20 protein-coding genes and 1 pseudogene are annotated in these 21,835 nt (G+C 51.5%); 3 read left to right on the top strand and 18 right to left on the bottom strand.

The features are described 5' to 3' along the window. Positions 1-11 precede the first annotated feature (11 nt). From AC4G46_RS09900 to AC4G46_RS09865, 8 genes and pseudogenes are all read right to left on the bottom strand, one after another. Positions 12-386 (bottom strand): annotated as a pseudogene (locus tag AC4G46_RS09900) (manganese catalase family protein); the annotation flags it as partial. A 33-nt stretch (positions 387-419) separates the two neighbouring features. Then, complete coding sequence (locus AC4G46_RS09895) at positions 420-689, bottom strand: spore coat protein CotJB (RefSeq protein ID WP_090713718.1); 270 nt, start codon at positions 687-689, stop codon at positions 420-422. A gap of 4 nt (positions 690-693) precedes the next feature. Next, on the bottom strand, positions 694-918 hold the full coding sequence (locus tag AC4G46_RS09890) for a spore coat associated protein CotJA (RefSeq protein WP_241781541.1): 225 nt from the start codon (positions 916-918) through the stop codon (positions 694-696). Positions 919-1,105: 187 nt separating this feature from the next. Then, positions 1,106-2,464, bottom strand: a complete 1,359-nt coding sequence (locus tag AC4G46_RS09885; RefSeq protein WP_491127778.1) for a hemolysin family protein — start codon at positions 2,462-2,464, stop codon at positions 1,106-1,108. Positions 2,465-2,482: 18 nt separating this feature from the next. Then, positions 2,483-3,619 carry a radical SAM/CxCxxxxC motif protein YfkAB gene (yfkAB, locus tag AC4G46_RS09880; RefSeq protein ID WP_491127777.1) on the bottom strand — a complete coding sequence of 379 codons (1,137 nt, stop codon included), beginning with the start codon at positions 3,617-3,619 and terminating at the stop codon, positions 2,483-2,485. 271 nt (positions 3,620-3,890) lie between these two features. After that, positions 3,891-4,991 (bottom strand): HD-GYP domain-containing protein, encoded by a 1,101-nt coding sequence (locus tag AC4G46_RS09875; protein ID WP_491127776.1) that lies wholly within the window; start codon positions 4,989-4,991, stop codon positions 3,891-3,893. A 96-nt stretch (positions 4,992-5,087) separates the two neighbouring features. Continuing rightward, complete coding sequence (locus tag AC4G46_RS09870) at positions 5,088-5,915, bottom strand: undecaprenyl-diphosphate phosphatase (RefSeq protein WP_491127775.1); 828 nt, start codon at positions 5,913-5,915, stop codon at positions 5,088-5,090. 74 nt (positions 5,916-5,989) lie between these two features. Then, positions 5,990-7,432, bottom strand: coding sequence for a bifunctional metallophosphatase/5'-nucleotidase (locus AC4G46_RS09865; protein WP_491128837.1), 1,443 nt, complete (start codon positions 7,430-7,432; stop codon positions 5,990-5,992). A gap of 138 nt (positions 7,433-7,570) precedes the next feature. Between AC4G46_RS09865 and AC4G46_RS09860 the strand changes: the two genes are divergently transcribed. From AC4G46_RS09860 to AC4G46_RS09850, 3 genes are all read left to right on the top strand, one after another. After that, entirely contained in the window at positions 7,571-8,284 is a 714-nt protein-coding gene (locus AC4G46_RS09860) for a molybdenum cofactor biosynthesis protein (protein ID WP_491127774.1), read from the top strand. Positions 8,285-8,364: 80 nt separating this feature from the next. Further along, a complete protein-coding gene (locus AC4G46_RS09855) occupies positions 8,365-9,405 on the top strand; it encodes an HD-GYP domain-containing protein (RefSeq protein WP_491127773.1) in 1,041 nt (346 codons plus the stop codon). A gap of 205 nt (positions 9,406-9,610) precedes the next feature. Beyond that, on the top strand, positions 9,611-9,859 hold the full coding sequence (locus tag AC4G46_RS09850) for a DUF7667 family protein (RefSeq protein ID WP_491127772.1): 249 nt from the start codon (positions 9,611-9,613) through the stop codon (positions 9,857-9,859). 150 nt (positions 9,860-10,009) lie between these two features. Here the strand turns inward: AC4G46_RS09850 and AC4G46_RS09845 are convergent, their stop codons facing one another. From AC4G46_RS09845 to AC4G46_RS09800, 10 genes are all read right to left on the bottom strand, one after another. Then, complete coding sequence (locus tag AC4G46_RS09845; protein WP_491127771.1) at positions 10,010-11,884, bottom strand: ABC transporter ATP-binding protein; 1,875 nt, start codon at positions 11,882-11,884, stop codon at positions 10,010-10,012. Beyond that, on the bottom strand, positions 11,874-13,649 hold the full coding sequence (locus AC4G46_RS09840; RefSeq protein WP_491127770.1) for an ABC transporter ATP-binding protein: 1,776 nt from the start codon (positions 13,647-13,649) through the stop codon (positions 11,874-11,876). Before AC4G46_RS09840 ends, AC4G46_RS09845 begins: the two co-directional genes overlap by 11 nt. Before the next feature lie 779 nt (positions 13,650-14,428). Next, positions 14,429-15,826, bottom strand: a complete 1,398-nt coding sequence (gene sufB, locus AC4G46_RS09835; protein ID WP_068720503.1) for a Fe-S cluster assembly protein SufB — start codon at positions 15,824-15,826, stop codon at positions 14,429-14,431. 18 nt (positions 15,827-15,844) lie between these two features. Continuing rightward, positions 15,845-16,282, bottom strand: a complete 438-nt coding sequence (sufU, locus tag AC4G46_RS09830) for a Fe-S cluster assembly sulfur transfer protein SufU (protein ID WP_068720505.1) — start codon at positions 16,280-16,282, stop codon at positions 15,845-15,847. Continuing rightward, entirely contained in the window at positions 16,269-17,495 is a 1,227-nt protein-coding gene (locus AC4G46_RS09825; protein ID WP_491127769.1) for a cysteine desulfurase, read from the bottom strand. Before AC4G46_RS09825 ends, sufU begins: the two co-directional genes overlap by 14 nt. Continuing rightward, positions 17,492-18,793, bottom strand: a complete 1,302-nt coding sequence (gene sufD, locus AC4G46_RS09820) for a Fe-S cluster assembly protein SufD (RefSeq protein ID WP_491127768.1) — start codon at positions 18,791-18,793, stop codon at positions 17,492-17,494. Before sufD ends, AC4G46_RS09825 begins: the two co-directional genes overlap by 4 nt. A gap of 30 nt (positions 18,794-18,823) precedes the next feature. Further along, positions 18,824-19,606: a Fe-S cluster assembly ATPase SufC gene (sufC, locus tag AC4G46_RS09815; RefSeq protein ID WP_491127767.1), complete on the bottom strand. Its 783-nt coding sequence runs from the start codon at positions 19,604-19,606 to the stop codon at positions 18,824-18,826. A 232-nt stretch (positions 19,607-19,838) separates the two neighbouring features. Further along, positions 19,839-20,414 (bottom strand): DUF1802 family protein, encoded by a 576-nt coding sequence (locus AC4G46_RS09810; protein ID WP_491127766.1) that lies wholly within the window; start codon positions 20,412-20,414, stop codon positions 19,839-19,841. A gap of 253 nt (positions 20,415-20,667) precedes the next feature. Beyond that, positions 20,668-21,132: a Dps family protein gene (locus AC4G46_RS09805; protein ID WP_491127765.1), complete on the bottom strand. Its 465-nt coding sequence runs from the start codon at positions 21,130-21,132 to the stop codon at positions 20,668-20,670. 262 nt (positions 21,133-21,394) lie between these two features. Next, the gene (locus tag AC4G46_RS09800; RefSeq protein WP_068720510.1) at positions 21,395-21,697 is read right to left on the bottom strand and encodes a YunC family protein; all 303 of its coding nucleotides are present in this window, start codon (positions 21,695-21,697) and stop codon (positions 21,395-21,397) included. Positions 21,698-21,835: the final 138 nt, after the last annotated feature.

Here is a 21,835-nt window from a genome sequence, read left to right as displayed (position 1 = left end):
CCTCACAGTACAATAGGATCACCCTTAGCTTGGATATAGCTGGCAGTCCACGGAACCCCGGCTGAATTCTGGTAGAACAGGGCGTGGTCACGCTGCGCATAATTCGGTCCAAGACCTGCCGCTTCCAGCTCCTGCACGGATGCATCCTTGGTCAGCTTGTAGATCATCGTGGCAATCATCTCGAGGTGGGCAAATTCTTCTGTCGAAATATCGTTTAGCACGCCGATCACCTTATCGGGAATCGAATACCTCTGATTCATATAGCGCAGCGCCGCGGCCAGTTCCCCGTCTGCACCACCGTATTGCTCCGTCAGGTACCGAGCCATTCTTACATCGCATTTGCTGACACGAACCGGGTATTGCAGCTTCTTCTCATAAATCCACATCCGGGAGCCTCCCTCCTATACGTTGTGATAACGCTACACTTGCCAGGGCCATGGGCTCTGGTTCCATTCCCATGGACATTTGGAGTACGCCCGCCCGAAATTCTGCAGCGGCCCGTACAGCTCCTGAAACTGGTTAGCCAGCCGGGTCCGCTCCTGGGTCAGCTGATTAAACTGCTCAATCGCCTTAAGGTCCTCCGGATGGGTATTTAAATACAGATTCAGCTCGACCAGTGCAAAGTCGAGCACCTGCAGCTGCTCCAGCATTTCATAATAACGCGGCTCACATGCTTTTGGCTGCTCCATCGGACTAGATGCCCCCTTTCCCTTTTCCTGCTTTGGATTCGTAGGGACTGTAAAAAGCCGGCCATAAAGTCCCTGCCCTCAGGGCTTCCGGCAGCGGATACTGCGGCAGGCCCGGCGGCTGAAAGTTAATATACTGGTTCGGCGGCACAACGTACGTTTTGAACGGCACCGGCGGGCAAGGATCAAACGGTCCGCGGTAAGTGGCCCATACACGCTCCTGGGAGTTCAATAGCGTTCCCCTCCTCATTGGTTGATACCTCAATTCTGGCTATGATCTCTTCGTAGCTATTGTATGAGAGTCCACCAATCAATCAGAACGTTCACGACGAAAAAAAACCGCACCGCCGCACCAGGTCAAAACCTGTGTGCAGCAGTACGGCCTATTCTTACCGGCAGCGGCTTCATCCGAATCCGCTCTATTCTATTCCCTCATCCGCAGCGCTGTCTGTATCTTCCGCCTCGGGCCGATTCTCCCGGTGGATTTTGATTCTTGTAATCCGCAGCCGGGTCGATTCCTCCACCTCAAAGGTTACATCGCCTACAACAATATTTTTACCCTTCGACGGGTTGCCCTCCAGCTCCTTGAACAGCCAGCCGCCGATGGAATCAACTTCCTCGTCTTCAATAATTACACCAGTCAGGTCATTGACATCTTCAATCAGCATCCGCCCGTCCACGGAGATATATTCCCCGTTACGTTCAACGTCTGGACGCTCATTCTCGAATTCATCATGCAGATCGCCGACGATTTCTTCGAGAATATCCTCGGCAGTCAGCAGGCCGGCCGTTCCGCCGTACTCATCAACCACCAGTGTCAGCTGGGCTTTATTCTTCTGCATCAGCCGCAGGGCATGGCTAATCTCCATCGATTCCGGAACATTCAGGATCGGACGTACCAGCGACGCCAGATCATTCTGCTGATCGAGCGGGGCAAACAGCAGGTCGGTGATGTGAATAAAGCCGATAATCCGGTCTTTGTCCTCATTGGCTACGGGATATCTGGAATGCTTGGTTTCCGTTATAATCCGCATATTTTCTTCCAGCGATAGATTGCTGTACAGCACATCCATATCGGTGCGCGGCAGCATGACTTCACGGGCCAGCAGGTCCGAGAATTCAAAAATATTGTCCATCAGCTTCATTTCATCCTGATCAATGACCCCGCTCTTGGCGCTCTGATTCATCAGGATGCGTATTTCCTCCTCCGAGTGGGCGGCTTCCGCTTCACTGGCAGGCTCCACGCCAACCAGTCTAAGAAGCGCATTTGCCGAAGCATTCAGAATCCAGATGAACGGAAGAAACAGATTATAAAAGAACATCAGCGGTGCTGAGAGCAGCAGCGCTGAGCCTTCTGTTTTTTGAATCGCCAGGGATTTCGGAGCCAGCTCCCCCAATACTATATGTAAGAAAGTAATAATGGAAAATCCGACTATAACCGACACGGTAGAAATTAAAGTATGATCGGTAACGCCGAGCTGAAACATCAGCGGCTCTACCAGCAGCTCCGAGATCGCCGGCTCCCCGATCCAGCCCAGCCCGAGGGAGGCAAGCGTAATTCCGAATTGGGTAGCAGACAGGTACGCATCCAGCTTCTTGTTGACCTTCAGCGCGTATCCGGCCATCTTGTTCCCCTCACTCACCAGCTGGGTCAGACGGGACTGTCTGACCTTCACCAGTGAAAACTCCGCAGCAACAAATATACCGTTTAACAAGACAAGCACCAGAACCAGAACCAGATTAAGCAATAAGCTTCCTATGTCAAATTCCGTATGCACAATAACAACGCCTCGATTCTACAGTGTGATCGCCTTTCTTGATTTGAAATCGACCTTGGGGTAATACATATCAGCCACCAGCAGATTCGGACCGCAGCAGCCCGCAGCATCACAGAAGCAGTTCACCTTCTGGTTAAGCGGATGACTGTTCTGCCAGTCGGCAAAGATATCGTCCAGCCTGCTTGAGCCAATGTTACCGAAAGCGGAAATATCGGCAAAATCGGTCACAAAAACATCGCCGGTAAACATATTCACATTTACCCGGTTACGTCCGTCCGGATCATTGCGCAGCGTCACATTCTTCTCTGTCCGCAGTCTGCGCAGCAGCTGCTGGTCCTCTTCAAGAGAGCTGCAGGCGAAGAACGGAAGCGTGCCGAACAGCATCCACATTTCCGGATCACGGGCGTCCAGCAGGGAATGAATCGCATCGCCCATCTCCTTCAGCGATAAGACCGGCAGTGAGGAGGCAAAGCTTGAGGCATACATCGGATGAACCTCATGGCGTCTGGCGCCCATGTCACCGATCAGCTTATGGATTTGCGGCAGCTTCGTATGGGTACGGTAGTTGATCATTGATTCTGCGGAGATCAGCATGCCATCCTCACTGAGCCGGCGGGAATTCTCAATCATTGTGTCATATAGCCGGTACGCGGCTTCCCTGGCGACAGGATGTCCGCTGTTCGCGAAGCCGACCTCATGGAAGTCATCGCCGTTTACATAATTAAATGAAATATGCATCACATCCAGATAAGGCAGCAGCTTTTCATACCGGGCGTACGGCATCGTCAAATTTGAATTAATCTGTGAGCGGATGCCCCGCTCATGTGCATATTTCAGCAGCGGTACAATAATGTTATCCACGGTAGAAGCGCGAAACATCGGCTCTCCCCCGGTAATGCTTATGGTTTGCAAATGCTCCACTTCGTCAAGGCGCTTCAGCATATTGGCAAGCGGCAGCATTTCCCCTTCCTTCATGGTGAGGCTGTCACCGACTGCACAGTGTTCACAACGCATATTGCACAGATTAGTAACCGTCATCTCCACACTGGTCAGTACATGCTGTCCATGCTGGCGCAGTGAAGTAATCGGATCCCAAGGATCATAGCTTGGCGACAGCTCCCTTATTATTCTTGATGAAGGTTCTAATATACTCATTTTTGCTTGCTCCTTTAATACGTATTCCTTATTATTAACCCAAATAAATGAAAAAGATAGGCAGCTTACCCTTTATCATACCACGCCCGGCCAAAAAACTGCATATTCTGAACCTGCTGGATGACGGTGTGCCGCGAAACCACTCCTAATGAAAAACAGCGGGGCGATAACAGGCATTGTCAACCGCACTACTGCGGCTGCCTGTTATTCGCTCCTCGCTGCTAGGAGGCAGATGGCTTCATGCGAAGCCTCCTGCCGCAATTTCTGCAATTCAGGTGGACTTCGTCTGCTCTTCGTCATCCGAGACATCGGAAATCACTACGGAAAGCGCGGTACCCAGATCAATCTCATACGGCGTAACCGGTTCACCTTCCTGACCTGTAATCACCCGCACTACCGGCCTGTGCGGTATGCTGGGGTCTATCTTCACAACAATACCGCTTTCTCCTGTACTCAGCTTGACAGTCAGCCCAAGCGGATAGATGGCCACCCGGTCTCTGAACAGCTCAAGCTGCTTCTGCTCGTACAAGGTACCGGAACCGACATACAGTGCTTCAACCGCCTGGTGGGGCAGCATCGCTTTTTTGTAGATCCGGTTAGAGGTCATCGCATCATAAGAATCAGCGACACCCAGCCATTTGGCGTATTCATGAATCTGCGGGCCGGTCAGCCCGCGCGGATAGCCTGTGCCGTTAATACGTTCATGATGCTGCAGTGCGCAATGCGCCGCGAGCAGCGGGATATTAGGCTCATCCTTGAGAATCCGGTAGCCGATCTCCGTATGGGCCTGCATATGGCGGAATTCTTCATCGCTGAGCATGCCGGGCTTTTGAACGATTTTGACCGGAATCTGGGTTTTGCCGATATCATGCAGCAGCGAACCGAGACCGAGCACGCGCAGCTCTTCTTTGCTGTAGCCGTGAGCAATGCCAAGGACAAGTGTATAGAGACATACATTAAGCGAATGGACATACAGATAATTATCCGCTGTGTGCATATCCGCCAGCATAATCATCGGATCTTCCTGGGAGGACATATCGTCCAGAATGGAATCCATTACCTTGGAGAATTTTTTGTCCAGATGATAAAAGCCTTTGGTAATACCGGACATGCTGGACATCTCCTGAAACTGGTTACGGATTACCTTGAGCGCCTGGTTACGTGTTTCATCATGCAGCAATGTGGTGATCACGACATCATCTGTATTGGCGTCCTCTATATAGACATAGCCGATGTCGATCCTGGCCAGCCGCTTGATTAACGCATCCGATAGTTCCACCCCGTCAGCGAGCAGAACCAGCCCTTCATCATTATAAATCTTTTTTCCCAGCTTCATCCCCGACTGAAGCCGATTCACGGATACTAAACGCACCTTGGCTCACTCCTGCCTTTAACGGTAAATTGCTATTCTGTTAATAAAGTTATAAATGCATTCTGTGCCTATACCGTTATCTTCAACGAACCTGGGCTAGCGCATAATAAACAGCCAGAAAACGGCTGCGAGTATAAACCGGTAAATGGCAAAATGCGTCGGTCTGATCTTCTGGATCAGCTTCATAAATAATACTACCACCACATAAGCGACCACAAAGGCAATCACGAAGCCGATCGCAAAATCCCAAATGGTATCCTTGGTGAAATATTTGTAAGAATCCAGCAGCTCATAGCCGGATGCAGCGCACATAATCGGAATGGCAATAAGGAAGGAGAAGTCGGCTGACGCCTTATAGCTTACCCCGCTCAGCATACCGCCTGAAATCGTTGAACCGGAACGCGAGAATCCCGGCCAGAGCACTGAAATAATCTGGTACAGACCGATGGACAGCGCCTGGCCGTACGACAAGTCATCCAGCTCATGCGCAGTCACGCGCGATTTGCGCTTGTTCCACCACTCCGCCACAATCATCAGTATCCCGCCGGCAACGAGCGCCCAGAGCACCGTAGTGGCTCCGAACAGGCCTTTAATAAAGTCCCGGGCAAAAAAAGCCACAGCCAGTGCCGGAGCAATCCCAAGGATTACGTGAATCAGATTGAGCCGTGAGGCCGGCATGACGCCGCCTCTGCCCCGTTTACTGCGCCCGATGCCGAGCAGATCCAGCACACGTTTGCGGTAGACCAGTGCAATGGCCAGAATTGCGCCAAGCTGAATCACGATTTCATAGGTCTTCATGATCGGCGACTGTTCATCAAAGCCAAGCAGCTTGGTAGTGAGAATCATATGGCCCGTAGAAGATACCGGAATAAATTCGGTAATTCCTTCTACTATAGCTAGAATGATTGCTGTAATTGTATCCATAGCTTCCTCCTGATAGAAAAATGAACACTGCTTTTGGTTATTGCCTGTGCTGTTATGTGCTTATGTAAGAAAAGCTATAAAGCGCCTGTGTCTGCCCAGCGGATACCGGCGCTATCTTCCAGGCTTCCAGGACGCTGCAGCTCCATCCGCAGCAGATCACGCAGAAAATGCGGCACCAGATACACCGGATCGCGTCCGTTCGCAATACTCTCATAGCCGGAACGGAAGGTGAACATATCCAGGGTACCGACCTCATATTCCGTTTCGTCCTCCAGCGGCTCCCCTTCGACAAAAACTGCAATACTGTTATCATAAGGCATCACAGCAGGGTCGTACAAGATTTTTAATCCGTCGACAGCCAGGCTGCCGAGCACCTTTCCCCTGAAGCCGTAACCGAATATCGGCTTCATGCAGAACGCTTCTGTCAGGCTCTGCGCAAGAGCGGTCCGGATGTCTCTACCCGTAAGCTTTACAATGCAGGGATTGATCGGTGACGGGCACAGCGCATGCAGCATACCTACCGTTATGTTGCCTTCCGGAAGCGGACCGAGCAGCTGGCCCGAATTGACCAGCGACAGTCTGGTGCGTGTAAACCGGCGCACTGCCTGGGCCAGCAGATTGCCGAAGGGCGATTCACCAAGCAGATTAAGCGGAAGCTCATGCCCGGTGATCGCTACAGTCTCCTCAAGCGCCTCACGCCCTTGCTGCAGATGGAGCGCAGCCGCCGGAGCGATCACGGACTCGGTCAGTTGCTGATCCAGTTCAATGCAGCCGCCGCTGACCAGTCTGAACGGCCTGCCGGCTTCAGGCCGCTCAAACTGCAGTCTGCCCAGATAGCGGCCGAATTTTCCGGCTCCGCAGACCGCTGTTCCGTTAATCAGGAGCGGCTGCTCCAGCAGATGATGGGTGTGGCCTCCGAGAATGGCATGGACGCCCTCCAGACGCTCAGCCAGCAGCTTATCTGCCGGCAGTCCCAGATGGGAAAGGATGATCACAATATCTGCCTGCTGAGCCAGCAGCCGGCATTGCGTACGAAGTGCTTCCTCAGGCTCCGTAACTTCCCATCCCAGCAGTGCATAAAAGGAGGTAAACGCAGCGGTAGCCCCGGTTATGCCGATCCTGATGCCGTTCTTCTCCACAATGGCATGCTGCCTCATCCATTGCGGAGGCTGCCCGGTGGCGGCATCAAGAAAATTACAGCATACTACGGGGCACTGCAGTCCTGAGAATATGGCGGCCAGCGTCTCTGGCGAAAAGGTCAGGCCTTCGTTATTGCCGATGGTTACCGCGTCATACCCGGTCAGATTGATGATGTCTATATTCGCCTGACCCATAGTTCCTTCCGTCTCTACAGCAGCACGGTCCATATGGTCACCGATATCCACCAGCAGCACTGCGTCTTCACCTGCTGCAGCTTTAAACCCGGCTATTCCGGCGGCAATGGGACTCATCGTCTCAAAATGGCTATGTATATCATTGGTATGCAGTATCGTCAGTCTTTGCGGTGCAGACTCCATGAGCACTAGTTCCCTTCCTTCTGTAAAGCCGTTCCGGCAGAAGCGGCAGGCATGTAATCTTATGTAGCCTAGCATAACATTTTCAGGGGCATTATGGTATATTGGAATCATTATTAGAACCCCGAGGTGAAATGAACAATGCAGATCAACATTCGCCTGTTCGCCGGCCTGGCCGAGCTGTTCAGTGCATCCACCCTGAAATTCCAGGCACCCGAAGCCCCGTTGTCCGCAGGCGGACTGAAGGCGCTGCTTGCCGCTGCTTATCCTGAGGCTGCACAGCAGATCCATACTTCACTCGTAGCTATTGACCACGAATATGCGCCAGATGATACACCTGTTACTGAGAATTCCGAAGTAGCACTGATCCCGCCGGTATCAGGAGGGGAACCTGCAGATACGGACGGAGAGACAGCCGACGGACTGTTTATCATTACCGGCCAGCCTCTGAATGCAGAAGCACTGCTGGACAAGGTGCTGGATCAGAATCACGGCGCTTCCCTTGTATTCGTAGGTACGACCCGGGAAATGACCGGGGACCAGCGGACTACCGCCCTTCATTATGAAGCCTATACTCCCATGGCGCTTGCCAAACTGCAGGAAATCGGCAATGATGTCCGTAGCCGGTGGAATGCTAATTGCGCAATTGCACACCGGACAGGCCTGGTAGGACTTAAGGAGGCCAGTGTTATCATCGCCGTCTCCGCCGCCCACCGTGACATCTGTTATGAAGCAAGCCGATATGCCATTGAGAAGCTGAAGGCCGATGTACCGGTATGGAAGAAGGATATCAATGAATCCGGTGAGGCCTGGCTCGGCTCTGACCCGAAAGCCAAAGCGTATAAATCCCTGTAAACCTTACGGTAAAACCATTGAATAATTCCGTCTTTGTTGCTATGCTGGGTACAAATTACTATTAGTAAGGTGGCATAGCATTGAGAGTACACGTCATGGATCTTAAAGCCGGTGATTACCTGCAGTCGGATACCTTTAGTTCAAGAGGCCTACACGTATTATCCAAAGGATCGCGCCTTCGGCTTGAAGAAATCTCCAGGCTGATACAGCACGGGGTTGATTACGTTGATATCAATGCCCGGGAGCACACGGTTATCAACACCAGCGGATCTCCCGTCATCGAGACTGTAAATGCAAACTTTGACAACAGTATAGAAGGCTTTGAGTCACTGTATCTGGAAGCGTTGACCAAAGGGAGCTTCAACCAGTCCGTGGTTGATGACATCCTCCAGCCTACCCTGCACGCGCTGGACAAGCACAAAGATGTAGTGACTCTGCTGCTGCTGCTGGACAGGGATGATAATTATACCTATAACCATTCCCTGCAGGTTGGCATGCTTTCCTATTATATAGCATCATGGCTCGGATATTCCAAGCAGGAGTGTTATGAGATCGGACGGGCCGGATATTTAATCGACATCGGCAATTGCCAGATTTCTCCGGCTATCCTTCAGAAGCCTGGTAAGCTTACCTCTCAGGAATATGAAGAAGTCAAACTACATACGCTTTACGGCAATGAAATAATCCGCAGCTCCATGGATGACCCCTTTACGGCGCTTATTGCCCTGCAGCATCATGAACGGGATGACGGCACCGGCTATCCAAACAACCTGACCAAATCCGAGATCCATCCCTATGCGCAGATTGCAGCCGTTGCCGATACTTACAGTGCGATGACCTCCCAGCGGGCCTACCAGTCGAAGCAGGAATTCATCTCCGTTCTGCGGGAACTTAATTCCCTCAGCTTCGGCAAGCTGAACGGCAGTCATGTACAAGCCTTTATCCAGCATCTGATGCCCAATTTCATTAACAAAAAGGTGCTGCTCAGCACCGGTGACATGGGTGTTATTATTATGAACAATCCCCTTGATGTCTTCCGTCCGCTGGTTCAGATTGAGAGTAAATTTGTTGATCTGTCCCGTGAGCGCCAAATTACCGTAGTAGAAATTTACATGGAATAATCCCAAGAGGCTCCCTAAGCTGCTGCCTGCGGCTGGAGCCTCTTTTTTTATCTTCCCCCGCCCCTTAACTTAAAATTGCAGGTCCAGCCTAGATACTGATTCAGTTCATCAGGCAAATTACTTTGTATGGCTTGTCCAGCCGTTTGGACTCCCGTTTCTCTGGCGAGGCTGTTAAGACAGCTGCACAATAACCGGAGGTGGAGTGATGCTACTGATTCATCAGCGGCTGGCTGAGCTGTATACGATAAGCCGCATGCGTCCGCTTACGCCGGCAGAGCTTACAGAACAACAGCACTGCCTGCACGCTAATAGCGTCTACTGCTGGGAAATAGGCCGGCTGAATATGGAGGGGAAGCTTGCAGCCCAGACTGGCGATACCGCCTGGCAGCAGGAGATCCATACACAGCTGGCTGAAGTGCGGACAAGCGGAAAAGCAGGCAGGCGCCGTAAATAGCAGTGGTTTGAAAATACGGCGGTCTTCGTTTTATTGTAAAAGCACACATTGACGTAATAGGCATCCGGGAGATGAACACTATGATTACAGGCCTTTACGAAGCAGCAGCCCGTAACCTGGCAATCAGGAACGGGCTGCTGCTGTTTATTGCTATAGGAAGCGGAATTGCGCTTCAATTAATCCGTTATAAATACCATCGCGTTCGGTGAGCTCGGCATGATTGCCCTCTTCCTTGATTTCACCGTGATCAAGCACGACAATCTTGTCGGCATGGCGGATCGTCGAGAGCCGGTGGGCTACGATGAAGGAGGTCCGACCCTGCAGCAGGATTTTGAGCGCATCCTGGATTTTGATCTCTGTCTCGGTGTCGATGCTGGCTGTTGCTTCATCCAGAATCAGAATCCGCGGGTCAGCCAACAGCGCCCGGGCAAAGGAGAGCAGCTGGCGTTGCCCCATCGACAGGGCGCTTCCCCGTTCCTCTACCTCAGTGTCATAGCCGCGCGGCAGCTTCGTGATGAACTCATGCGCATCGACCGCCTTGGCGACCTCTTCAACCTCCTGGTCGGTGGCATCCAGCCGTCCGAAACGGATATTGTCGCGGATCGTCCCGGAGAAAATGAACGTATCCTGCAGCACGATCCCGATCTGCTCGCGCAGACTCTGCAGCTGCACCTCACGCACATCCTGACCGTCAATTGTCAGCTCACCGCTTTTAATATCATAGAAACGCCCGATCAGGTTGATGATGGTGCTTTTCCCTGAGCCGGTATGCCCGACAAGCGCAATGGATTGGCCTGCCTTGACGTCAAGCGAGATGCCCTTCAGCGCCGCCCGGCCTTTTTCATACTCGAACACAACGTTCTTGAAGCGGATATCTCCTTGAATCTTCGGCAGCGGCTTCGCATCCGGCTTATCCTGAACCGCAGGCTGCTCATCCAGATATTCAAATATCCGCTCGGAGGAAGCCATGGCCACCAGCAGCTGGTTGTACATCTGGCCCAGCCGGTTAATCGGGTCCCAGAAATTGCTGACATAGGTGCTGAACGCCACCAGATAACCGACGGTCAGGTCGCCTGACTGAATCAGGTAAGCCCCGAACCAGAACAGAATCATGGTGCCGATGCCCCCGGTAACCTCGATGATCGGACCAAACGCCTGGTTCATCGCCGAAGCCTTGTTCCAGGATTTGCGGCTGTCCATATTCATCGCGTCAAAATACTGCATGTTCTCCTGCTCCTGCGTATACGCCTGGGTAACCCGGATGCCCTGAATCGACTCATTCAGATGGGAGTTGATCCGCGAATTTTTCATCCGCACATCCTGCCAGGCGATCCGGATTTTTTGGCGCAGCTTGGTGGAAACAAAAAACATGATCGGTACGGTAATCATTACGGCCAGTCCGAGCTTCCAGTTAATCAGCAGCAGAATGACCATAATCCCGACAAGCTGCACGCAGTCGATCATCAGATTGACGACCCCGTTCGTGAACAGGTCCTGCAGGGAGTTAATATCATTGGTCACCCGTACCAGTACGGAGCCCGCCGGTCTTTTATCGAAGAAGTTAAACGACAGCTTCTGGATATGCCGGAACAGATCTGAACGCAGATCGTAAATGACCCGCTGGCCGATCACATTTGTATATTTGATCCGGTATACCCCGGCGATCCACTGGATCAGATAGAGCACAATTACGCTCGCCGTCAATGTATACAACAGGGTCAGGCTGGGGCTTCCTTCCTTGGGGGCAATCGCCTTATCAATCGCCATACTGGTCAAAAAAGGAACGGTCAGCTTGGTTACTGTACCCAGAATCATCAGCACCGAGACGATCGGCAGCATCTGCCTGGCATAAGGCTTCATGTAGCCGAACAGCCGGGTGAACTGCTTCCAGTCAAACGCCTTGTCGATCTGGTCATCATCCTTGTATACAAAACGTTCCTCAAGGAGCTGCCCTGCAGCAGCCTTTCCCGGTTTACCCGGCTTACCGGCAGGTCCTCCCGCCGCCTGTTTCTTTTCAAGCTCCATGCTCCGTTCCCTCCCCTCTATCCTGCGTCCTGGCCAGATAATCGGCATACTGAATCCGGTATACATCCTGATAAGGCCCCGGGATCTCAATCAGCTCGTTATGCGTCCCCTTCTGCACCATCCGCCCCTGATCCATCACAATGATCTGGTCGGCATGACGCAGCGAGGAAATCCGGTGGGCAATAATCAGCGTGGTCCGCCCGCGCATAACCTCCTGGAAGCCGGCCTGGATTTCATGCTCCGTTTCCATATCGACGGCACTGGTCGCATCATCGAGGATCAGAATCCGCGGATTCTTCAGCAGTGCCCTGGCAATGGCAATCCGCTGCTTCTGGCCGCCGGAGAGGCCCATTCCCCGCTCGCCGACTACCGTATCATAGCCTTCCGGCATCTCCATAATAAAATCATGGGCCTTGGCAAGCTGCGCGGCCCGGATAATATCCTCCATGCTTACATTTTTGAGGCCGTAGGCAATATTGTTGCGGATGGATGAGGAGAACAGGAACGTCTCCTGGAACACGGTAGAGATCTGTGAACGCAGACTGCGTACATTGAATTCCCTTATATCTGTGCCGTCAAGCGTGATACTGCCCTGGTTCACATCATAAGCACGCATCATCAGCTGGATAATCGTTGATTTACCGGAGCCCGTACCGCCGAGGAAGCCTATCACCGCCCCCGGCTGTGCTTCGAAATGAATATCCTTGACCGCCGGCATCTTGTTTCCGTAAGCAAAGGTTACATGATTGAAAACAACCTCACCTTTCACTGCGGAAGCTTCCAGCGTAAGGGCATCCGCCTTATCCTGCACATCAATCCGCTGGTTGAGCACCTCGAGCACCCGTTCTCCGGAGGCTTTGGACTGCGTATAGTTATTGATATGGAAGCCAAGCCCCCATACCGGACCAATGATATACCAGATCAGACTGAAAAAGGCTACCAGCTCGCCCAGTGACATATGTCCTTTAATAACCAGCGTACCGCCTACACCGAGCAGGATCGCAATACTGACCGAAGCCAGCAGCTCCATTACAGGAAAGAACTTGCTCCATAGCTCAGCAGCAAAAATCTGGTTATCCTTATAACGTTCATTACGGTGGGAGAACTTCTCAACCTCATAAGCCTCTCTGGCAAAAGATTTGACCGTCCGCACACCGGTAATATTCTCCTGAACAGCCGTGGTCAAGGAGCTTAAGGCTAGCCGCATCTCCTGAAAGGCCGGGTGAATCCGCGATTCGAACTTGAAAGCTACTGCTGCCAGAAACGGCATCGTAATCAGCGTAACCAGCGTGAGCTGCCAATTGATGCTGAACATCATAATAGAGCCGAACAGCACCATGAAGAATACGTTCAGCAATTGGGCGAAGCCGAATCCGATAAAGTTACGGATTGCTTCCAGGTCCCCGGTCAGCCGGGACATCAGATCGCCTGTCTTGGCGGTATCATAGTAACGGAAAGACAGGAATTGCAGCTTCTCATAACAGGCATTGCGCAGGCGGTAGGCCAAAAAGTTACCCAGTCGTCCTCCAAAAAATCCGTGTGCAAACTGCAGGCAGGCTTTTACAAATACTACAGCTACAACGCTGAGTGCCAATACCGGCACCTCGGCAAACTTCAGGGGAACAATTACATCATCAATCAGCCTTCTAAGTAAATTGGGGGTTATAAGCCCCACTGCAGTTGCGGCGGCCAAAGCAATAATCGAAAGAATCAAATAATGCAGCTTCTCCCGGTAAAAGCCCCGCAGTTGCCTGAGAACATCCATGTCTCTCCTCCTTAAAGCTTTACAGGGTAAAGCTTTATTCCGTTTGTGCACCTGGCTGTACGAAATAACGCCTGCTCTGTAAGCATACTCTTCGTTCCTGCAATCTCGGCGCGGTCTGTAAGATACAGTTGGCTTGCGATGCAAACCTCACATCGCAAGCCATATTTTTTAGCGCTTTCAATTTAGGGACTTTAAGCAGTTTATCACCCATGTTTTAATGCGGCAAAGGGGAGAAATGAGCATATTTCAGGTTTTTTCCGGTTAAATCAGGCTTAACCCGGGCCATTATAACTCCCGTATCTTTAATTGCTCCCGTTTCCTCCCAAATGCTGCTCAATTTAGCTTTTACAAAATTCAACGACTGATTAATAGCAAATCACAAACGATAACCACCATATTTTCCCATAATTTCACTCCAACAAAATGTTAATAGGTATGTTTCTTTGGCAAAATGATCAAAAGTAATGCCTAACACTATTTTGCTATACCTTCAGTAGTGTTGAAATAGCGATTAACCATACGTATGACCACCGTTATTTCCTCGGCAATATTCCGGAAAATCCGGCGCTTAAACTCCGTTTCACATCCGTTAACGGTCAACTTTCATCAGCTTAAGAAGGCGATAACGCAAACTCATCTCTTATCAACCAATAACAAATGGCGTTCTAAACTTGTACACAATAAAAAAGTGTCCGCCGTCTCAGACATAAGAATGTCAGAGTACAGCGGACACTTATTAATGAATCAGGTGCGAAAACACGGAGTCCTGAAAGACAGGATTACCCGATGCTTCCTTCCATTTCGAACTTGATCAGTCTGTTCATTTCAACCGCATATTCCATCGGCAGCTCTTTGGTGAACGGCTCGATAAAGCCCATGATGATCATCTGTGTAGCATCGGCTTCGGTCAGGCCGCGGCTCATCAGATAGAACAGCTGCTCTTCGGATACCTTCGATACCGTAGCTTCATGCTCAAGAATAACATTGTCATTCATGATCTCATTGTACGGGATCGTATCCGATGTGGACTGGTTATCCAGAATCAGCGTATCGCACTTGATATTGGCCTTCGCGCCTTCTGCCTGACGGCCGAAGGAAGCAAGACCGCGGTAAGTGACCTTGCCGCCGTGCTTACTGATCGACTTGGAGACGATCGTCGATGTTGTGTCAGGTGCCAGGTGAATCATCTTAGCGCCTGCATCCTGGTGCTGGTCTTTACCGGCAACCGCGATCGACAATACCGAACCCTTGGCTCCGCGTCCCTTCAGGACAACCGCAGGATACTTCATAGTCAGCTTGGAGCCGATGTTGCCGTCAACCCATTCCATAGTGGCATTTTCTTCGGCTACTGCACGCTTGGTTACCAGGTTATAGATGTTCGGCGCCCAGTTCTGGATCGTAGTATAACGAACACGTGCGTTCTTCATACACAGGATCTCAACAACTGCGCTGTGCAGGGAGTTCGTGCTGTAGATCGGAGCTGTACAGCCCTCAACATAGTGCACGAAGCTATCCTCATCCGCAAGAATGAGCGTACGCTCGAACTGTCCCATATTCTCGGAGTTGATGCGGAAGTAAGCCTGCAGAGGCACTTCGCATTTCACGCCTTTTGGAACATAGATGAAGCTTCCGCCTGACCATACTGCACTGTTAAGCGCGGCAAATTTGTTATCAGCCGGAGGAATGATCGTGCCAAAGAATTTCTTGAACAGCTCAGGGTGCTCACGCAGCGCGGTATCCGTATCGGTGAAAATAACGCCCTGATCCTCAAGGTCCTTCTGCATGCTGTGGTAGACAACCTCGGATTCATACTGTGCCGAGACACCGGCGAGGAACTTCTGTTCCGCCTCCGGAATACCGAGCTTGTCAAAGGTTTCCTTGATTTCGGAAGGAACCTCTTCCCAGGTCTTGCCCTGCTTCTCGGAAGGTCTTACATAATATTGAATATCGTCAAAATCCAGTTCATCCAGATTACCGCCCCATTTAGGCATCGGCATTTTACGGAACTGCTCCAGCGATTTCAGGCGGAAGTTCAGCATCCACTCCGGCTCATTTTTGATTGCAGAGATTTCGCGGACGATTTCTTCCGTGAGTCCTTTACCAGACTGAAATATCGACTTGTGCTCATCACGGAACCCGTACTGGTACTCCTCCATATCAGGCGCTTTCTTAGCCATGGTGTCAGCCTCCTTGTTCTAATGTTGTTGTTGCCCTTCTTCTGTTTCAATCCCTTTGCGCAGCGCGTTCCAGGCCAGGGTGGCACACTTGATCCGCGCCGGGAATTTATTTACACCGGACAGGGCTTCTATATCTTCGTAATCTCCGAAATCTGCATCTTCACCCTTCATCAGTGAGGAAAAGCTGTCAGCCAGCTCAAGTGCACGGCCAATCGTCTGGCCTTTGACCGCTTCAGTCATCATGGAAGCAGATGACATGCTGATCGAGCAACCTTCACCGCTGTACCGGGCATCCTTGACGATGCCGTCCTCTACTTTGAGCTGCAGCGTAATGCGGTCGCCGCAGGTCGGGTTGTTCAGTTCGATCTTTAGTGCATCATCTTCAAAAGAACCGCGGTTCCGGGGATTTTTATAATGATCCATAATAACGCGTCTATACAGGTCATCCAAGTTCATAAGAGAAGTACTCCTTTGCCTTGATTAGGCCTTTAACCAGCGCATCTACATCCTCTTCGGTATTGTAGAGATAGAAGCTGGCACGGGCAGTTGAGCTGACCTGCAGCCAGCGCATAAGCGGCTGGCAGCAATGATGTCCGGCCCGCACGGCGATGCCTTCGGCATCAAGTACGGTAGCCACATCATGCGGATGGACGTCGCCGAGATTAAAGGTGACTACACCAACCTGGCGGTTGCGCGGCCCGTAAATCGACAGGTCGCTGATCTCCGAGAGCTTCTGCTCCGCATAAGCGGCAAGCTTCATTTCATGGGCATGGATGTTGTCCAGCCCAACCTCCTGCAGGAAATCAATAGCAGCCCCAAGACCTACAGCACCGGCAATAATCGGTGTGCCGCCTTCGAACTTGTACGGAAGCTCTTTCCAGGTCGAGTCGTACAGGCCGACGTCGTCAATCATCTCGCCGCCGAACTCAACAGGCTCCATCGCTTCCAGCAGTGCTTTCTTGCCGTACAGGGCGCCGATGCCGGTGGGAGCCAGCATTTTGTGGCCGGAAAACGCATAGAAGTCGCAGTCCAGATCCTGGACATCCACCTTCATATGCGGAGTGCTCTGTGCACCGTCCACTACAATTACTGCACCATGGCGGTGGGCAATAGCGGCAAGCTCTTTTACAGGGTTCGTAACACCCATTACATTGGAAACATAAGCAATGGCCACAATCTTCGTCTTATCCGTGATTGCTGCCTCTGCATCCTCCAGCCTTATTGTTCCGTCCTGCTGCAGCGGGATGAACTTCAGGGTAGCCCCTGTCCGCTTGGCCAGCTGCTGCCACGGAATGAAATTGCTGTGATGCTCCATCTGGGTGATAACGATCTCGTCACCTTCGCCGACTGCAGCAGGACCATAGGAGGAAGCTACAATATTCAGCCCGGTTGTTGTTCCGCGGGTGAATATGATCTCCTTGATGCTGCGGGCGTTAATGAATTTCGCTACCTTCTCGCGTGCGCCTTCGTAAGCATCCGTAGCCCGGCTGCCCAAGGTATGAACACCGCGGTGCACATTCGAATTATCCCATTCATAATAGGCTTTTACGGCTTCAATGACCTGGCGCGGCTTCTGTGAAGTCGCCGCGCTGTCCAGGTAAACGAGCGGATGCCCGTTAATCTTCTGGTTCAGGATGGGAAACTGCTCCCGGATACTGCTGCTGATCATTGGCCTAACTTCCTTTCCACAAGAGATTGGAGCTGGTTGCGCAGTCCCTCCAGTGGAATTTGCGACACGACAGGTGCCAGGAAGCCGTATATGATAAGTTTCTCTGCGTCATGCCGTGTAATCCCGCGGGACATCAGGTAATACACCTGCTCCGGATTGACCTGTCCTACGGAAGCGGCATGGCCTGCTGTTACATCGTCTTCGTCTATGAGCAGGATCGGATTGGCGTCTCCGCGCGCTTTCGGGCTCAGCATCAGTACTTTTTCAGTCTGCTGGCCGTCCGCTCTTGTAGCACCCTTCTCGATCTTAGTAATTCCGTTAATTATGGAATTGGCTGATTCGCGCATAACCGCACGGGTGATCATGTCACTTGGCGTATGCTTGCCGAAATGCTGTGCCTGGGTAGTATAGTTCAGCTTCTGGGAGCCGGAGCCTACTGCAATCACTTTGGCGTCCGAGCTCGAACCGTTGCCTTTGAGCACCGATTTGGTATCGCTGGCGGTATCACCATAGTTCATCTCACCGACAATCCATTCGATCGTGCCGTCATTCTCAACAACTGCCCGGCGGTAAGTGACATCCGTTGTGTCTGCACCCAGCTGATGAACAGTGGCATAACGCACTGTGGCACCAGCGCCCACGAAGACTTCAACCGCACCGTTGTGCAGGCCTGCTTCGGTCTTGTCAGATACATAGTTGTCAACATAAGTAACAGAGCTGTTGGTATCAGCAACGACAAGAATATGCGGAACAAACGCTGCTTCGGCATCATCGGTAAGCAGAACAGCCTGCAGCGGAGTATCAATAACCACATCTTTGGGAACATAGAGGAATACTCCGCCGTTCCACAGCGCTGCATGCAAAGCGGCAATGGAATGCTCGCCCGGCAGCACAGCCTTGTGCAGATAACGCTGAACAAGATCGCCATGCTCTTTGGCCGCAGTCTGCAGATCGGTAAAGATTACCCCCTGTGCAGCCAGCTCAGGCGCCAGCCGAGTGTAGACCACACCTGAATTCTGCTGAATAATCAGGCTGCCTTCCTCCTGGTCCTTAATCAGTGCAGCAATTGCTGCAGGTGCTTCATTAAGTGCCGCAAGCGGTTTGCTTGCCTTGTAGCTTCCGTAGTTGTTCACGTTCCAGCGGTCAATCCGCGTCTTCTCCAGTTTTGGCAGTTCCAGTTCGGCTGCCAGCGCCAGCGCCTGCAGGCGGCTGTCCTTCAGCCAGCCCGGCTCGCCGCTGCCCTGCGATAATTCGCTGAGCCGCTCGGCATCCACCGGAAGAATGGTTTGCGTCGTCATAAGTGGTTTTCCTCCTTCCTGGTGTTCTGATTAAGCTTCCTGTCCTACAGTCTCATCTTCAATGCCAAGCTCTTCCTTAACCCATTCGTAGCCTTCTGCTTCCAGACGCTCAGCCAGCTCAGGTCCGCCGGATTTAACGATACGTCCCTGCATCATAACATGCACGAAATCAGGCTTGATGTAGTTAAGCAGGCGCTGGTAGTGGGTAATGACCAGGAAACCGCGTTCCGGGCTTCTCATGGCATTTACGCCTTCAGCTACAATCTTCAAAGCATCAATATCAAGGCCGGAGTCAATTTCGTCAAGAATGACGATCTTCGGATCCAGCATCATCATCTGGAGAATTTCATTACGTTTCTTCTCACCGCCGGAGAAGCCTTCATTCAGGTAGCGGTGGAGGAATTCCGGATTCATTTCCAGTTCCTTCATCTTCGCTTCCATCTGGCGGATGAAGCGGATCAGGGAGATTTCATTGCCCTCTTCACGGCGGGCATTGATTGCGCTGCGCAGGAAGTCGGAGTTGGTTACTCCGGCAATTTCACTCGGATACTGCATAGCCAGGAACAGGCCGGCGCGGGCACGCTCGTCTACCGCCATTTCCAGCAGGTCTTCACCGTCAAGAACGGCTGTACCTTCAGTAACCTCATACTTGGGATGACCCATGAGTGCGGAAGCCAGTGTACTTTTACCGGTACCGTTCGGTCCCATGATGGCGTGAATTTCGCCGCCCTTCATCTGAAGATTGATCCCCTTCAGAATTTCCTTTCCTTCAATCGTCGCTTTCAGTCCCTCAATGACAAAATCTGCTGCCATAATTAATATTCCCTCCACTCGTCAATTTGCGAAATCAGAAAGTTGTATTGTCACAGGATTTCCCTGATTGCCAGCACAATTATATTTTATATCACATTGTAATGATTATAAACAGAATCATAATGATTATCAATGATTCTCACTAATTTTATTACAAAGGATGCCTTTTTACAAATGTTGCTTTGCAATTTTCACAGCTATTTTACATGAGCCGACAGTTAACAACAGCATGTCAACTGCCTAACGCGGATAGGATTTCCGACCTCCGGCGCTCAAATTCGCTGTCGCTAAGAACCGGCTTCCATTGCTGATCCGTCGGCGCCTCCTTCAGTTCAATCCAGGAACGGCAGCCCGAATATTCAGGCAGCACAGGAATGGTTGCCTGAGCCTCGCTCACATAAACCCGCAGAAGCAGGACATGCAGTGGTTCCTTGGCTTTCCAGCGGAGACGTTCGGCGGCTAGCTGTTCGCTCCAGATATGGAACGGATACAGCAGCTCCAGCTGTTCCAGATCGCGGACCTCAATATCATCAGCTGCTTCTGCATATGCAGCCAGCGGCACGGTTCCGCCCCCTCCGGCAGCCTCATCGGCCAGCGTCTGCGCGACCAGCGGACGGTAAGGTTCTTTAAGCAGCTCTTCACGCTGATGCTCGTAGGTGGGGTACAGGAAGAACGAGTGGCTCTTCAGCTCAAAGCGTCTGGTTTCCTCCGCAATACCCCCTTTGCGCAGCAGGATGATCTGCTGGCCTCCGGCCAGGGCATGTACAGCGGAAGCCCATTCCTTTAACGCTACAGGATTAATATTCAAGTACAGTCTCCCCTTTCCGTCTACGTGTACTTAACAGCAGGTTTACTATGGATTATATAACTTGCAGCAGCCATCTACAAATTGCTTGGATCACACCTTCTGCAGAAATATCTGCGGGATATGGGCTTCATTTTATTTTACCGCAAAAAAATAAAGCCTCCGCACGGGCTGTGTCATTAAGGAGCTTTAACTTAATAACGGTGCCCGCGTGGGAGGCTCTATTTCATTATCCAGCCTTTATAAAGCCGCTGTGTTAAGCTCCCAGAAAGGAGCGGAGCATCCACTGGTGTTTTTCCAGATCGGTGCGGATTCTGATGAACAGGTCCGCTGTCGGCTGGTCGCTGCTCTCCTCTGCCAGCTCGATGCCTTCAGTCAGCTCTTCCGCTACTGTGGCAAAATCCTCGATCAGGCTCTGCACCATGCCGCGGGTATCCTCTTTGCCTGTAGCTTCCTGAATGGTGCCGATTTCCAGATATTCTTTCATTGTAGCAGCGGGACTGCCCTTAATGCTGAGCAGGCGTTCAGCTACCTCGTCCATTTTCAGTGTAATATCATCGTACAACTCTTCAAATTTCACATGCAGGGAGAAAAACTGCTCCCCTTTGACATACCAGTGATAATTGTGGAGCTTTACATACAGTATGTTCAGGTTAGCTACCTGACGGTTAAGTACTTGTTCCAGTGAAGCTGTATCAACTTTGTTCGTTGCTTTAGCCATTTCAGATCCCATCCTTGTCCATAAAATTTGCCGGCTGCATATCCATCCTCCGGCAGCAGTTGTCTATATTCATTGTACCCCTGAAGCCCCGGTACGAAACAACAGCATACCGGCTGCTACAGCATGCGAAGGTAAGCGGACATGCTTTTTCCTCTTTGTAGGATGACCATGTATTACAGCCTTATCCGCTTTGATTCAGATAGCATAAAAAGGGCCGCGAAGGCCCCTGCAAGGCTGTATTTTAAAGGTAAACTCTTACATCCTAGAGCATTAACAGCAGTGCTTCTTCACCGGTCATTCCGGGAACAATCCCCAGCTTCTCAGCCTCAACAGTAACAGACTCCAGCGGAGCAGCAAGCAATTGGGCCAACGTACGCACACCCACTGCTCTGGCTGCAATGATCTTGCGGTCACCCAGCTTTTCATTAAGCAGGCCTACATCAAGGGCTCCGCACATAATATACCCGCGGTCCGTGCTTATAGTCAGCAGGGTTGTTTTGGGCAGCTTGACCTCGACACCAACCAGCGTATGACCGCCTACCTGAACAGGCTCCAATGTTACCACTTTGCATTTCCTCCTTATAATCACATTCACGCTGTATGTGTATGCGTACCAAAGGCCCGGCGTGTGGACGAATGGACTAGGTCCGTCTATAGAATATCTGATTCCCAAGTCCTTCCTCCGGACAAAGAAGTATATGCT

It is taken from the genome of Paenibacillus sp. fava2 (assembly GCF_058313675.1).
Note: the sequence above shows the minus strand (reverse complement) of the source record. Positions and strands in the feature narration are given on the sequence as shown.